The organism is Succinivibrio dextrinosolvens, assembly GCF_900116345.1.
Taxonomy (GTDB): domain Bacteria; phylum Pseudomonadota; class Gammaproteobacteria; order Enterobacterales; family Succinivibrionaceae; genus Succinivibrio; species Succinivibrio dextrinosolvens_B.
Map to the genome: position 1 here is coordinate 21,060 of NZ_FPAH01000007.1, position 14,191 is coordinate 35,250.

14 protein-coding genes are annotated in these 14,191 nt (G+C 42.6%); 9 read left to right on the top strand and 5 right to left on the bottom strand.

What is annotated here, in order from left to right:
* Nucleotides 1–8 precede the first annotated feature (8 nt).
* From yihA to BM308_RS03525, 7 genes are all read left to right on the top strand, one after another.
* Nucleotides 9–632 carry a ribosome biogenesis GTP-binding protein YihA/YsxC gene (yihA, locus tag BM308_RS03495; RefSeq protein ID WP_373604439.1) on the top strand — a complete coding sequence of 208 codons (624 nt, stop codon included), beginning with the start codon at nt 9–11 and terminating at the stop codon, nt 630–632.
* A gap of 14 nt (nt 633–646) precedes the next feature.
* Nucleotides 647–1,270 (top strand): guanylate kinase, encoded by a 624-nt coding sequence (gmk, locus tag BM308_RS03500; protein WP_074942915.1) that lies wholly within the window; start codon nt 647–649, stop codon nt 1,268–1,270.
* A 395-nt stretch (nt 1,271–1,665) separates the two neighbouring features.
* Entirely contained in the window at nt 1,666–1,950 is a 285-nt protein-coding gene (rpoZ, locus tag BM308_RS03505; RefSeq protein ID WP_074838511.1) for a DNA-directed RNA polymerase subunit omega, read from the top strand.
* A gap of 12 nt (nt 1,951–1,962) precedes the next feature.
* Nucleotides 1,963–4,131, top strand: coding sequence for a bifunctional GTP diphosphokinase/guanosine-3',5'-bis pyrophosphate 3'-pyrophosphohydrolase (gene spoT, locus BM308_RS03510; RefSeq protein WP_083425424.1), 2,169 nt, complete (start codon nt 1,963–1,965; stop codon nt 4,129–4,131).
* Between the two features lie 74 nt (nt 4,132–4,205).
* A complete protein-coding gene (locus tag BM308_RS03515) occupies nt 4,206–5,171 on the top strand; it encodes an alpha/beta fold hydrolase (RefSeq protein ID WP_074942916.1) in 966 nt (321 codons plus the stop codon).
* 10 nt (nt 5,172–5,181) lie between these two features.
* Nucleotides 5,182–6,330, top strand: coding sequence for a CobW family GTP-binding protein (locus tag BM308_RS03520; RefSeq protein ID WP_083425425.1), 1,149 nt, complete (start codon nt 5,182–5,184; stop codon nt 6,328–6,330).
* Nucleotides 6,331–6,503: 173 nt separating this feature from the next.
* Nucleotides 6,504–7,514, top strand: a complete 1,011-nt coding sequence (locus tag BM308_RS03525; RefSeq protein WP_074942918.1) for a galactose ABC transporter substrate-binding protein — start codon at nt 6,504–6,506, stop codon at nt 7,512–7,514.
* Between the two features lie 62 nt (nt 7,515–7,576).
* Here the strand turns inward: BM308_RS03525 and BM308_RS03530 are convergent, their stop codons facing one another.
* The 3 genes from BM308_RS03530 to rpmB all read right to left on the bottom strand — a co-directional run bounded on the left by BM308_RS03530 (nt 7,577) and on the right by rpmB (nt 9,307).
* Nucleotides 7,577–8,575: an OmpA family protein gene (locus BM308_RS03530; RefSeq protein ID WP_074942919.1), complete on the bottom strand. Its 999-nt coding sequence runs from the start codon at nt 8,573–8,575 to the stop codon at nt 7,577–7,579.
* A 313-nt stretch (nt 8,576–8,888) separates the two neighbouring features.
* Complete coding sequence (rpmG, locus tag BM308_RS03535; RefSeq protein WP_021889297.1) at nt 8,889–9,059, bottom strand: 50S ribosomal protein L33; 171 nt, start codon at nt 9,057–9,059, stop codon at nt 8,889–8,891.
* Nucleotides 9,060–9,070: 11 nt separating this feature from the next.
* Nucleotides 9,071–9,307, bottom strand: a complete 237-nt coding sequence (rpmB, locus tag BM308_RS03540) for a 50S ribosomal protein L28 (protein ID WP_074838501.1) — start codon at nt 9,305–9,307, stop codon at nt 9,071–9,073.
* 325 nt (nt 9,308–9,632) lie between these two features.
* On the opposite strand from rpmB, the gene coaBC reads away from it, so the two are divergent.
* Together coaBC and dut are read left to right on the top strand one after the other, a co-directional pair.
* A complete protein-coding gene (gene coaBC, locus BM308_RS03545; protein ID WP_074942921.1) occupies nt 9,633–10,952 on the top strand; it encodes a bifunctional phosphopantothenoylcysteine decarboxylase/phosphopantothenate--cysteine ligase CoaBC in 1,320 nt (439 codons plus the stop codon).
* Complete coding sequence (gene dut, locus BM308_RS03550) at nt 10,952–11,410, top strand: dUTP diphosphatase (RefSeq protein WP_074942922.1); 459 nt, start codon at nt 10,952–10,954, stop codon at nt 11,408–11,410. The genes coaBC and dut overlap by 1 nt, the downstream gene beginning before the upstream one ends.
* A 71-nt stretch (nt 11,411–11,481) precedes the next feature.
* Here the strand turns inward: dut and argH are convergent, their stop codons facing one another.
* Nucleotides 11,482–12,861, bottom strand: a complete 1,380-nt coding sequence (gene argH, locus BM308_RS03555; RefSeq protein ID WP_074942924.1) for an argininosuccinate lyase — start codon at nt 12,859–12,861, stop codon at nt 11,482–11,484.
* Nucleotides 12,862–12,951: 90 nt separating this feature from the next.
* The gene (locus BM308_RS03560; RefSeq protein WP_074942925.1) at nt 12,952–14,181 is read right to left on the bottom strand and encodes an argininosuccinate synthase; all 1,230 of its coding nucleotides are present in this window, start codon (nt 14,179–14,181) and stop codon (nt 12,952–12,954) included.
* Nucleotides 14,182–14,191 lie beyond the last annotated feature (10 nt).

Here is a 14,191-nt window from a genome sequence, read left to right on the forward strand (position 1 = left end):
CAGATACTATCAAAAAGGCTGTCTTAGATTTTAGAAAAACCAAATTTGTAACCAGCGCACCAGATATTTCGAAGCTACCGGAAGATCTGGGCGCTGAAATTGCTATTATTGGTAGATCTAATTCAGGCAAATCATCTTCAATCAACGCAATTTGCGATCAGAAAAATCTAGCCAAGACCAGTAGAACCCCAGGACGAACCAGACTTATCAACCTGTTCTCAGTTGCTGATAAGCGTTATCTTGTTGATCTTCCAGGATACGGCTATGCCCAGGTTCCAGAAAACATGAAAAGACAGTGGCAGAAATCAATGACCGATTATCTGCAGCAGAGAAAATGTCTGTGCGGTCTGGTGGTTACCATGGATATCAGAACACCGCTGCGTGATCATGACCGTATGATTATCGACTGGTCCATTGCCTCAAATCTTCCTGCACTGATCCTTCTGACCAAGTGCGACAAGTTCGGAGTCAACAAGCGTAAAGAGATGGTGGGAGAAGTCAGAACCGCCCTCTCAGAGTTTGGCGGAAACTTTAAAATTATCGCCTTCTCCGCCCTAAAGAAGATTGGTATAGATGAAACCAGAGAAGTTTTAAGAAACTGGTTTGAGCTTACACACACAGATAACGATTAATTACAGCAAATACTATGAAAAAAGGAACTCTATATATCGTATCTGCCCCATCAGGAGCAGGTAAATCATCACTGATTGCATCTATTTTAAAGAGATTCAACCTTGATGACTCTCTAAGACTTTCTGTATCCCACACTACCCGTCAGCCAAGACCTGGCGAGGTGGATCATGTAAGCTATCACTTTGTTACCAATGAAGAATTTGAAGCCCTGATTGCCCGCGGTGCCTTCTACGAATACGCTCATGTATTCGATCACTACTACGGCACCTCAAAGGAAATTGTTGAGCAGTGGCTTAATGAAGGCAAGGATGTGCTTTTGGATATCGACTGGCAGGGTGCAAGACAGATCCGTGAGCAGACTCCTGATGCCAAGGGTATCTTCATTATTCCACCTTCACTAGAGGAGCTAAACCGCAGACTGGTTTCTCGTGCCACTGATGCCCCTGAAGTGATTGAAAAGAGAATGAACAAGGCTATTGGTGAGATTTCCCATTATGATGAATACGACTATGTAATCATTAATGATGATTTTGAGGAGAGTGTTCTCAACATGAGATCAATTATTCTGGCCAACAGAGCAAAGCTGGATAAAAAGAAAGAAGAAATATCAGAACTTTTTGGTCTCAACAAAAACTAATTTGATTGAATTGGGATTTTTTAGTGTATAATGGCACCTGCTTTGTCACTGGTAAAAGCAGGTCTTGTCTTCTAAGCTCCAAAAAAACTAAGAAAAAGATCTCAATAACATATTGAGACCGAGTTTTTTTCACTTTAAAAGACATAGTTATGCTGTTTCTTCAGTTTTTATTTTTGTCTTTACCAGAGATCATTAATCTTCACCTGCATAGTGCAGGAATGATAATTAACGATCACTTAGCAGCATAAGCTTGTCTAATATATTGTATTAGACGGTTTATCGGTATAGAATTTCGATATGAGATGTTTAAAGGACTTATGCTAGTAGGTCCTGCAATCTGTCTTCATATGGAAAACAAGTAAAGACAGATTTTAATCTTTTTAAAGGTACAGATTATGGCAAGAGTTACCGTTGAAGACGCTGTAAAGAAAGTTGGAAACCGTTTTGATTTAATTCTTCTTGCAGCCCGCCGTGCACGTCAGATTGCTTCAGGAAGCAATCCACTTGTAGAAGAAGATAAGGATAAGCCAACAGTAATCGCTCTTCGTGAGATCGAAGAAGGCTTAATTACTAAAGAATTTTTAGACAAGCAGGATAGAAAAGACCACTTACGTGATTCTTCTATTCACCCTGCTGATAACGAATTTGCTCCAATCGATGGCGTAGAAATGTTTAGCTAATCGGAGCACTCTATGGGGGAAGATAAAAGCTTTATTCCTAAATGTGAAGGTATCACTCCATTAGATCAAGCCTTATCTTCTCCTAACTTTCCTTATTATGAGCATCTAAGAGCCCTGCTCTGTTCATACCTTCCTCAGAACCTCATAGATCAGATTGACCGTTGTTTCTTTGTGGCTGATTTTGCCCACAAGGATCAGAAACGTGCGTCTGGTGAACCTTACATCATTCATCCTATCGCTGTTGCCACCGTAATTGCCCAGCTGCATCTTGATGCAGAATCAATTGAAGCTGCCCTGCTGCATGACGTGGTTGAAGACACCATGGTTACCGAGCAGATGATTGAAGATGAGTTCGGAGCCACTGTTCGGGGACTGGTACAGGGTGTAACCAAACTTGATAAACTTCGCTTCCAGGACTACAAGGAAGCACAGATGGAAAACTTTAGAAAAATGATTCTGGCCATGACCAAGGACATCAGAGTTATTCTTCTAAAGCTTGCAGATAGAACCCATAACATGAGAACTCTGGGCGCTTTAAGACCAGACAAGCGCATCAGAATTGCGAAGGAAACACTGGATGTGTTTGTTCCGATTGCCAACCGTCTGGGTATTTCTGAAATTCGTCAGGAATTAGAAGAACTCTGCATGGCTTCTATCTATCCAACCAGATACAGAGTCCTCAAGGCTGCTGTTACCAGAGCCAGAAACAACCGCAAGGAAGTTGTTTCCAGCATGCTCACAGCCATCAGTAACCGTCTTAAGGAATCCAATATCGAAGCCAGAGTCCTAGGCAGAGAAAAGCGCCTTTACTCCATCTACCGTAAAATGGTCCAGAAAGAACTGCAGTTCAGTGAAATCATGGATGTGTACGGTTTTAGAATCATTCTGAAGGATGTTGATACCTGCTACCGTGTTTTAGGACAGATGCATAATCTGTTTAAGCCTCGTCCTAACGGTTTTAAGGATTACATTGCTATTCCTAAGCTCAACGGCTATCAGTCTCTGCATACATCCCTTATCGGACCTCACGGTGTACCTATTGAGGTTCAGATCAGAACCGAATTTATGGATCAGATGGCTGCCCGTGGTGTTGCAGCCCACTGGGCTTACAAGGAGAACGGATCAAAAGCTGTATCTACCGCCTCTCAGAAGAATGCTCAGGACTGGATTAAGAATCTGATTGATCTGCAGCAGAGTGCCGGCTCCTCACTGGAATTTGTTGAGGATGTAAAAACCGACCTCTTCCCAGATTCAATCTTTGTGTTCACTCCTGACGGCACTATCTACAATCTACCAAAGGGTGCAACTCCTGTAGATTTTGCCTATGCGCTGCATACTGATATCGGTCACCACTGTATCGGTGCCCGTGTAAATCATCATGTATTCCCGCTCTCAAGAAGTCTGCATTCAGGACAGTCGGTGGAGATTATTACCTCCTCATCTGCCTGCCCTAATGCTATCTGGCTGTCTACTGTGGTAACCTCCAGAGCCCGCTCCTCAATCCGTCAGTACCTGAAGGGACTTCGCTCACAGGAATGTCAGCTGATTGGACGCAGACTGCTGCAGAACGCTCTTAGACCTACCAGAATCGAGTCACTAAGCGAAGAGCAGATCAAGAGCATTATCGAGAATTTCAACGAACCGGATCTGGAGACACTGTTTACCGATATTGCCATGGGTAATATTCTTACCGTGGCTGTGGTCAAATTCCTCGATCCGGATTCCCACAAGCACCATGAGCTGCCTGTAAAGGGCACCGGCGGTCTGCCATTTACCTATGCGCAGTGCTGTATGCCTATTCCAGGCGACAAGATTATTGCGCATATTGCTCAGGGTAGAGGTATCGTTATCCACAATATTAACTGCAAGAATATCCGTGAGAATGAAAGGGGCCCGGGCAAGACTCTTAATGTAAGCTGGAATCTGCCTGTAACTGCCAATATGGAATTCAAGACCAGCCTCTTTATCGAACTTGAAAACAGACAGGGTATTCTTTCAGAGATTTCCAACGCCATTGACATTGCCGGCGCCAGAATCGAGAGTATTAATTCAGACCTTAAGGATGAGAAGACCTTCATCATCAATCTCATCATCACAGTTCGTGACAGACAGCATCTTGCAGCTGTTCTGAGAAGAGTTAAAGCAGTGCCAAATGTGATCACTATCTATCGCAGACGATAGGATCATTTTATATCACCTCGAATTTAGCTATATTTTATTAATAGATATGAATATTTAGCAGCTCGAGGCTCGATATGAAAAGAATCAAAGATGCCTTCATTAACACAGACACCCTCAAAAAAGACCGTGAAGTACTTGAGAAATTCTACCTGTCCAATGTGGAAAATCTTTCTTTTACCAATCCTGAAGGTTTTGAAGTAACAGCAGCCAGACTGAGTGTTGAGAATCCTGTTGAAAGTCTGGTGATTATTCCTGGCCGAGGAGAGATTGCCCACAAGTTCTGCGAGCTGTTTTATTCCCTATCCAAGCTGAAGGTTGCAGCTGTAGTTATCTTTGCCAGAGGTCAGGGCAGCTCAACACGATTACTTCCTGACCGACAGAAATACCATATTGAGCATTTTGAAGATTACGCCAAGGATGTAACTTTCGTACTGGACAAGCTTAACATCAGAGATTACAACCTTCTGGCCTTCTCTCTTGGAGGTCTGATATCTCTTGATATTCTTAAAAATCAGGAAAACAAGCCTAAGAGAATGTCACTGATCGCTCCATACATGTGGCCTTATTTCAATATGTCCAAGGCAAATCTGTATTTCTTTATCTCCATGATGGATTCTCTGCCATTTACCAGAAATATGTACACTCCACATGGATCAGAATACAAGAGACTGGAGTTTGAAGGCAATCATCATTCCCATGATCCAGAGCGCTTCAATTACTACCACGATTACTTCGTAAAGCATCCGGTTTACACTATCGGCGGACCAACCTTCCATTTTGTGAAGGAAGCCATGAAGAAACAGCTGGAGCTGTTTAAAGACAAGTTTGAATTCACTATTCCTGTTTTCTGCCAGAGTGCAGGTGATGACAAGGTAGTTTCCACCAAAGAGGCTCAGAGATTCTTTGAGAAACACGCCAATGATCCTGTACCACCTAAATTTGAAGTAATTGAGAATGCTTATCACGATATTATTAACGAAAGTGACGAATTTAGGATAAAATCTCTAACCAAAGCTTTAGATTTTTTATTCAAGAATTAGGAACTAAATAATGTCAGAAAATGCAGAGAATCCTGCAATCAATGACGAGAATAAGATTCCCGTTAATATCATTACAGGTTTTTTAGGAAGCGGAAAAACAACTTTATTAAATCACTGGGTAAACTCAGAAGACTTCAAAGACACACTGGTTCTGATTAATGAATTCGGAGATGTCGGCTTGGATCATGAGCTGGTTGAGTCTGTTGACTCATCAGTTGTACTGCTGCAGTCAGGATGTATCTGCTGTTCACTTCAGGGAGCATTAGTTGACTCTCTTGCCACCAACTACATCAAGTCCCAGCGTGGAGAAATCCCTAAGTTCAAGCGTGTAATTATCGAAACTACCGGTCTTGCTGATCCTTCTGGTGTTATCGGCACCCTGAACGGTGATGACTTCCTTTTAGATCATTACTATCACGACGGTACCGTAACCGTACTTGACGGTATGTTCGTACGCGATCAGCTCAAAAAACAGTATGAGGCAGTAAAACAGATTGCCCTTGCAGATATCGTTATCGTAAGCAAAACCGATCTTATCGAATCTGATGAGCTTGATGCCATTTACGAAATCACCGCCAAGATTAATCCTGCCGCCAAAGTATTCCCTGCAGTTAAGGGCAATATCTCGCCTAAGATCCTATTTGATATCGGACCTTACAAAAATGCAGATCAGGCCTTTGACAAGAAGGTTACCTCCTGGCTTAACTTCAAGTCACCAAATCTGGCATCTTCAATCAGACCTGCAACTGTAAACTCCACCATCGGAGTATCCAAGCCAAAGATTATCGCTCATTCAGATATCGATTCCTTCTGTATGGAGTTTGATGAGCCAATCGAGGCACTGGCCCTGCTTTCAGGCATCAGCACAGTCCAGGAACAGTACGGTGACTCAATCCTGAGAATAAAGGGCATCATTGATCTTAAAGATCAGGAGAAGCCAATTGTAATCCATGGCGTACAGGGCAATCTGTACCCTTTATCTGAGCTCCACAGCTGGCCTAATGGAGAAAGACACTCTCAGCTGGTATTTATCTGCCGTGCGAGCGTTATGGAGCAGATTAAGCATATGTTCAAGCAGATTATGGAGAATCCTGATTCTGCTGCAATTTCATACTATCAGCAGATGATCGATGGAATTGAGAGAGCTGACGACTATTAATTCAGAAGTTTTCTAATCATATTCTTTATTCAAGGCCTGATATCTTTCAGGCCTTTTCAATTATTTTTCCAACTCTTCTACCATTTATACAACCTAATTATCTTCTACAAACTATACTTAAAAGTACACGATCTTTTTATCGATTCTCTGCAATTACCAACACAGGAAAGTATATGAAGGTAAAATTCTCTAAATTAGGTATGCTTGCCCTACCTTTACTGCTGGCAGGCAGTCCCCTGGTATCACAGGCTGAGGAGCAGAACAGCAGTTTTGATGTGTTTTACTACAGTCTTTCAGATCAGTATATCTCCGCCTTTCAAAATGAAATGGAGACCTTAGCCAAAGAGCAGAATCTCTCTCTTGAATCTTTTGATGCCAACAATGATGCAGGGGCACAGGAACTTCAGATTGCAGAGAAACTGCCCGACAATAAACCTAAGATAATTAATCTGGTTAAGCCGGAGCTTACAGAAAAGATTATTGAAAACTGCAAAAAATCAGGAAGCAGAGTAATATTTTTCAATCGCCAGCCAGACCTGAAGCATATGGATGATTATTCTAAGGTCTGGTATGTAGAAGGTGATTCTATGCAGGCAGGCCAACTGCAGGCAGAAGTTGTTATCGACTATATAGAGAGACATCCTGATATAGACAGAAATAAGGATGGCCGAATTGCTACAATTATCTTAACCGGTCCACAGGAGCATCAGGCTACCTATCTTAGAACAGCTTCACTTGCCGTGGAGCTCTGCCTCAAATATAACTACATAGATATTAATGCAAAACTTGATGGTCAGTTTGACAGTCTTAAGGCAAGAGGAGAACTAGAGAACTATATCCTCAACAACGGCATAGATCATGTTGAACTTATCATCTGCAATAACGATGCTATGGCATTAGGAGCGATTTCCGCACTTAATAAGGAAGGCTACAATACCGGCAGTAAAAAGAAGAAATATATACCGGTATTTGGAGTTGATGGAATTGAACCTGCCATAAAGGCAATTGAAGAGAATAAGCTTGAAGCGACCATTGTGAATGATGAAAAAGAGCAGGCTCAGGCAATCCTTATACTGGCTCAGTCAAAGGAAACTGATAACCGTAAATTAAGTAAGAAACTGAATATGAAGGTATGGTCTAACGGCACAGTTTACATACCGTACACTAAGATAATCAGAAAATAGAGTCCCTATAAACAAGAATCTCCCTAAAAAGGGAGATTCTGTCTTTTCATGAAGAGTAAATATTACTGCTTCTGAACCTTGGTGGTATCGCCAGTAACAACAACCTCTACACGACGGTCAGCTGCTAAGCAGTCGATAAGTGCCTTGCGGCCCTGTACTGAGTTGCACTTGTCACCAGTTACAGGATTTGACTTACCACGACCCTCTGAAGCCTTCAGAGTGGTTACGCCGTTGTTCTGTAATTCAGCAGCAACTGCGTCAGCACGCTTCTGAGATAGCTTGTTGTTGTAAGCGTCTGAACCGATACGGTCGGTGTAACCGTAAACTTCGAACTCAGTGTTCTGTAGGTTGTTTGAAGAATTTACAACCTCAGCAACAGCCTGCTTGCCTTCAGCTGATAGGTTTGAACCATCGAATGGGAACAGAATACCAGCGTCTAAGGTGTGGTTCTCGGTAACACGAACAGTCTTCTGAGCTGGAGCTGCTACAGGAGCAGGAGCAGCCTTCTTAGCACCGAAGGTGTACTGAAGACCAACATATAGCATACCGTTGTCTACACGAGCGCCGTCTTGCTTCATGTTCTTGTAGAAGAAATCATAGCCGCCGCGGATTGCCAGGTTATCGTTGAAAGCATACTGAGCGCCGATACCAGCAACAGCACCTAACTTGTAGTGGGTCTCACCGAAAGCAGAAGCCCAGTTACCGGTAGGACCTACCTTGAAGAAAATGTCAGAACCGGTGTTATCTAGTGGATAAGCAAATCTGCCGTATACTTCAGCGATGTTGCTGTGTAGGCTTGATTTGTTATCAAAAGCGGTGATGTGCTGCTTTGCAGTGTAGTCATAACCTAAACCTAGACCGAACCAGTCGGTGAAGTTGTATTCACCGTTTAGCTTTAAGCCGTAGCCTTCCTGTTCAAATTTTGCACCATCGAAGTGATGATCAAAACCGTAAACATAACCTGCAGCAGCACCTGCACTCCAGGTATCGCTAACAGCAGCGTTAGCAGCAAAAGAAGCAGTTGCACAAGCAACAGCTAAAGCTAATAACTTAGTCTTCATAATATATTTCCTTAGTTTAAAAATAATTCTTTGGGAGGTAATTTTACATACTAAACTTAGAAGAAGATTAGATGATCCACCTCACATAAAATTTGAAAAAAATTTTAACACTTTTAATGATTAATAGAAGCAGAAAATGTTATTTTTTTTCAGAAACATACACATGTTGGAAAATAGTATGTGAGAAATTAAGCGGTTAGGAAAAAAGGGAATTTTTGAGGGATCGACGGTGAATTGTGATAACGATGAAAAAAAACTCAGCCGAAGCTGAGTTTTTAAAATAAACTTTTGCAAAAGTCCATCAGAAACAAGATTATTTAATCTTGCCTTCCTTGTATAAAACATGCTGACGAACAACTGGATCATACTTCATCATTTCCATCTTACCAGGGGTGGTACGACGGTTCTTGTCAGTAGTATAGAAGTGACCAGTACCTGCAGTTGAATTTAAACGGATCTTTTCACGACCGCCTTTCTTAGCCATTTTGGACTCCTTTAAACTCTAACGCCGTTTGCACGCATATCAGCAAGAACAGAATCGATACCGCACTTGTCAATAATACGCATAGCCTTAGTGGTGACACGCAGTCTTACGAAGCGGCCTTCACTCTCAACCCAGAAACGGTGATACTTTAAGTTAGGTAGAAAACGACGCTTAGCCGCATTCTTTGCGTGGGAACGGTGGTTACCCACTGCTGGGCGCTTGCCCGTAACTTGGCAAACTCTGGACATGTTAGTTCACACTCCAAAAAATAAAAAAATCAATCAAACAATCAGCTAAAAGCCGAATTAGATTAATAGGTCAAAACAAAAGTTCACGTATTCTAACACAAAAGAAGACTATATCTCAAAAATATTTTAATTTTTAAGACAACTTTATTTATGAATACGCACTTTAATCGAGGAGATTAATCCTCTAAGGTTTCGTGGTAATTGCGTATTATATAATATTAATACGATACAGATCAATCATGAAAATTAATAGCAATTATATTGGATTAATATGTTTTATAATCTGAGAGTTAGTAGAAAATATTAATATAAGGAGATGCTTAAAATGGGAACTCAGTTAAAAGATCGCAAGATTATTTTGGGAGTTACAGGTGGAATCGCTGCATATAAAGCATGTATCCTTTGCCGTCTTTTAGTTAAAAGCGGCGCTCAGGTATTCGTGGTGATGACACCTGCTGCCGCAAAACTTGTCGGCAAGGAAACCTTTGAGGCACTGTCAGGCCATCCTGTTTCAATTGAAATCTTTGACAAAACAGAAGATATCTCTCACATTGCCCTGGCAAACAATGCAGATATGGTAATTATCGCACCTGCTACCGCAAATACTATCGCCAAGATTGCAGCCGGTATGGCAGACAACATGCTGACAGCTGTTACTCTGGCCGCAACCTGTCCTGTAGCAGTGGCTCCTGCCATGAACACAAATATGTACAACAATCCTGCCACTCAGGAAAATCTGCAGACTCTACTAAGACGCGGTATCTATGTAATCTCTCCTGCTGAAGGTGAACTTGCCTGCGGTATCAGCGGAACAGGTAGAATGAAGGAGCCGGAGGAACTGTTTGAGGATATCTGCGCAATTCTTTCACAGAGACTTGAAAACAAGACTGTTCAGGGCCAGCTTGAGAACCATCAGGGCAGACTGCCTTCCCCAGTCAAACCATTGGAGCTTACTCAGACCAGACTTCTTCCAAAGGCCTCTGGTGCCGGCTACAAGGTTGTAATTACAGCAGGTCCTACCGTTGAGGATCTTGATCCTGTACGCTTTATCTCCAACAACTCCTCAGGAAAGATGGGCTATGCTCTGGCTTATGCCGCTGCTGCCCTAGGTGCAGAGGTAACTCTGATCTCAGGTCCTGTTAACCTTGAAGCACCTAAGGGTGTCCGCAAGATTGATGTTAAGAGTGCAGTACAGATGTTAAGTGCTGTTGAGGATTATGTAAAATCTGCAGATATCTTCATTGGCTGTGCAGCGGTTGCAGATTTCAGAGCTGAGACTATCTCTCCAGTTAAGATCAAGAAATCTGACGATTCAGATACCCTAACCATCAAACTGGTTAAGAATCCTGATATTGTTGCCACCGTAGGAAAACTTGAATCCAACAGACCATTTACTGTAGGATTTGCTGCTGAAACCAATAATCTGCATGATTTTGCCCGTGCAAAACTTGAAAAGAAGCATCTTGATCTGATTGTGCTCAATGATGTTTCCAACAAGGCTATTGGCTTTAACAGTGATGATAATGAGGTTACTGTATTTGATAAGGACGGACAGATCGCCCACTTTGAGAAACAGCCTAAACCTGTTATCGCTCAGTATCTGATGGAATTAATCTTTACATCATCTAAAAAGAAAAACAGTTAATGCTAAACGTAAAAGTTAAGATTCTAGATAAAAGGTTAGGAAAGGAGTTCCCTCTTCCTGGTTATGAAACTCCAATGTCAGCAGGCATGGATTTAAGAGCTATGGAAAAGGAGGACTTCATTCTGAATCCTGGAGAGGTAAGACTTATAAGCAGTGGAATTGCCATGCATATAGCAGACAAGACGGTAACTGCTTTAATTGTTCCTCGTTCAGGCCTTGGCTACAAGCACGGTATTGTGCTGTCAAACCTAACCGGAGTGATTGATGCCGACTACCAGGGACCGCTGATGATGCCACTGTGGAATCATTCAGACAAGCCTTTTAAAATCTGTGTTGGCGACCGCGTAGCACAGATGCTGTTTGTTCCGGTCCTGCATGCAAATTTTGAAGTTACAGATGAATTTGATGAGACTTCAGAGCGTGGAGAAGACGGCTTCGGTTCAACCGGAAAAAAATAGAATCTCAAAAAAACGAAAGCCTGAAAGTTGAATAAACTCTCAGGCTTTTTTCTTGATCTTAAATAAAGATACTATCTGTTCTCCAGATATTCCTTCATTCTCTTAATCTCCAGTGCGCTCTGGGAAGGAGCTACACCGCCGATGATATCTCTCTTGGCCAGGATATTCTCAAGCTGCAGGCATGGGTATACATCATCAGAGATTACCTCTGAGTATTCCTTGAACTCGGCAACACTTAAATCCTCCAGGGCCTTGTCCTTGGAAATAGCATACAGCACGATTCTGCCGACAATTGAGTGAGCCTCACGGAAAGGAACATTCTTTGATACCAGGTAGTCAGCAAGCTCGGTTGCATTTGAGTAGCCGCCCTTGGCTGCATCAACAGCATTCTGCTGGTTAAGCTTGATGCCTTCAAATACCAGCGCTGCCATATCCAGACTGTCAATCCAGGTATCAATAGCATCAAACAGACGCTCCTTGTCCTCCTGAAGATCCTTGTCATAAGCTAAAGGTAGTGCCTTGGTGGTTACCAGCATACCGGTCAGAGCACCAACTACTCGTCCGCACTTACCGCGGATAAGCTCAAGAGCATCAGGATTCTTCTTCTGAGGCATTAGAGAAGAGCCGGAGGTTACCTTGTCAGATAACTCAACAAACTTGGCCTCACCTGAATTGTAGATAATCAGATCCTCTGCAAGTCTTGATAAATGAACCATAGAAATACTTGCACAGGATAGAAGCTCCATTACATGGTCTCTGTCTGAAACACCATCAAGACTGTTTCTGGTAGCACACTTAAAGCCTAAAGCCTGAGCTAAGGCATCTCTGTCAATGTTATAGGCAGTACCTGCAAGGGCAGCTGAACCTAAAGGACAGGTTGATAAAAGCTCTTTGGCATTTAAAAGTCTTAAGTAATCTCTTTCAAACATCTGGATGTAAGCTAAAATCCAGTGAGTGAAGGTAACAGGCTGAGCTCTCTGCAGATGTGTATAGCCAGGGAAGATACTGCCCTGATTCTCATCTGCAACCTTTAACAGCTGTTTCTGCAGCTTATCAATTGATGATAAGACATGATCGCAGGCTTTCATGCACCATAGCTTTAAATCTACTGCAACCTGATCATTACGGCTTCTGCCTGTATGAAGTTTCTTGCCTAGGTTACCAACCTTTTCAATCAGACGACGCTCAACATAGGAATGAATATCCTCGTCATCACACTTGGCAATCTCATCAAGATTCTCGCTAACCTCAGCATACAGTTCCTCCAAAGCCTTTTTAAGATCTTTGTTTTCCTGCTCGGTTAGAACACCTGCGCTGTAAATTGCATCAGCCCAGGCAATTGAGCCCTCAATATCCTCAAGAGCCAGTCTGTAGTCAAATTTCAGAGAATCGTTGTAATCCTTGAATCTCTGATCAGGACCCTGGGTAAATCTTCCGCCCCATAAAGCCATATATACCTCGACCTTATTAATTACGTTAAAACTATACAAAATACGGCTCAGAGATCACTCCCTGAACCGCATTCTATCTAATCAGAAAGATTATTTCTTTCTAGCAGCTGCGTTAATAGCGCGAATTCTGCTTGGTAAAGTATATAGACGGATGAAGCCGTCACCGTCAGCCTGGCTGTAAACCTGATCAGCACCGAAGGTTACGAAGTCAAAGTTGAACAGGCTGTTTGGAGAATCCTTCTGGATAATATCAATGTTACCCTTGTAAAGCTTCAGAACAACCTTACCGTTAACTTCTTTAGCACACTCATCAGCAGCAGCCTGAAGAATGTCTCTTAGACGGGTGAACCATCTGCCGTCATAAACAAGCTGAGCAAACTCAACAGCTAAATGCTCGCGGAAAACTCTGGTTGACTTGTCTAAAACCAGCTGCTCGATAGCTCTTAAAGCCTTGTAGATGATGGTGCCGCCTGGGGTTTCATAGCAGCCACGTGACTTCATACCAACAAGTCTGTTCTCGGTTAAATCGATACGACCAACACCGTTTCTAGCACCTCTCTCGTTCAGCTCAGAGATAACCTCAAATGGAGTCATGGTCTTACCATTAATCTGAGTAACAATACCGTTCTCAATGGTCAGCTCGAAGGTTTCTGGAGTATCAGGAGCCTTCTCTGGAGAGGTAGTCCATACCCATACATTCTCGGTTGGAGCATTCCAGGTATTCTCCAGCTCGCCGCCTTCTGTTGAGATGTGCAGACAGTTAGCATCACGGCTGTAAATCTTCTTTAGAGTGGTCTTGCAAGGAATGTTGCGCTCATTCAGGTAAGCAAGCAGCTCTTCACGTGACTGAAGATCCCAGATTCTCCATGGAGCGATAACATCAAGCTGTGGAGCTAAGGCAGCAACTGCAGCCTCGAAACGAACCTGATCGTTACCCTTACCGGTAGCACCATGAGCAACAGCGTCAGCTCCTTCCTCAAGAGCACATTCAACCATAGCCTTGGCAATGATAGGACGGGCAATAGCGGTACCTAAAAGATACTCACCCTCATATAGAGCACCGGTCTTCATCATCTCGAAGACATAGTCTTTAACGAATTCTTCTCTTAAATCCTTGATAATGCACTTGGTAGCGCCAGACTGCTTAGCCTTCTGCTCGATACCTTCAAGGTCTTCACGTTCCTGACCGATATCAGCAACGAAACATACAACCTCACAGCCGTAGTTCTCCTTTAACCAAGGTACGATGGTTGAAGTATCAAGACCGCCAGAATATGCAAGAATAACTTTTTTATACTGTTTGTTTTCATGTTTTAACATTTTCAAATCC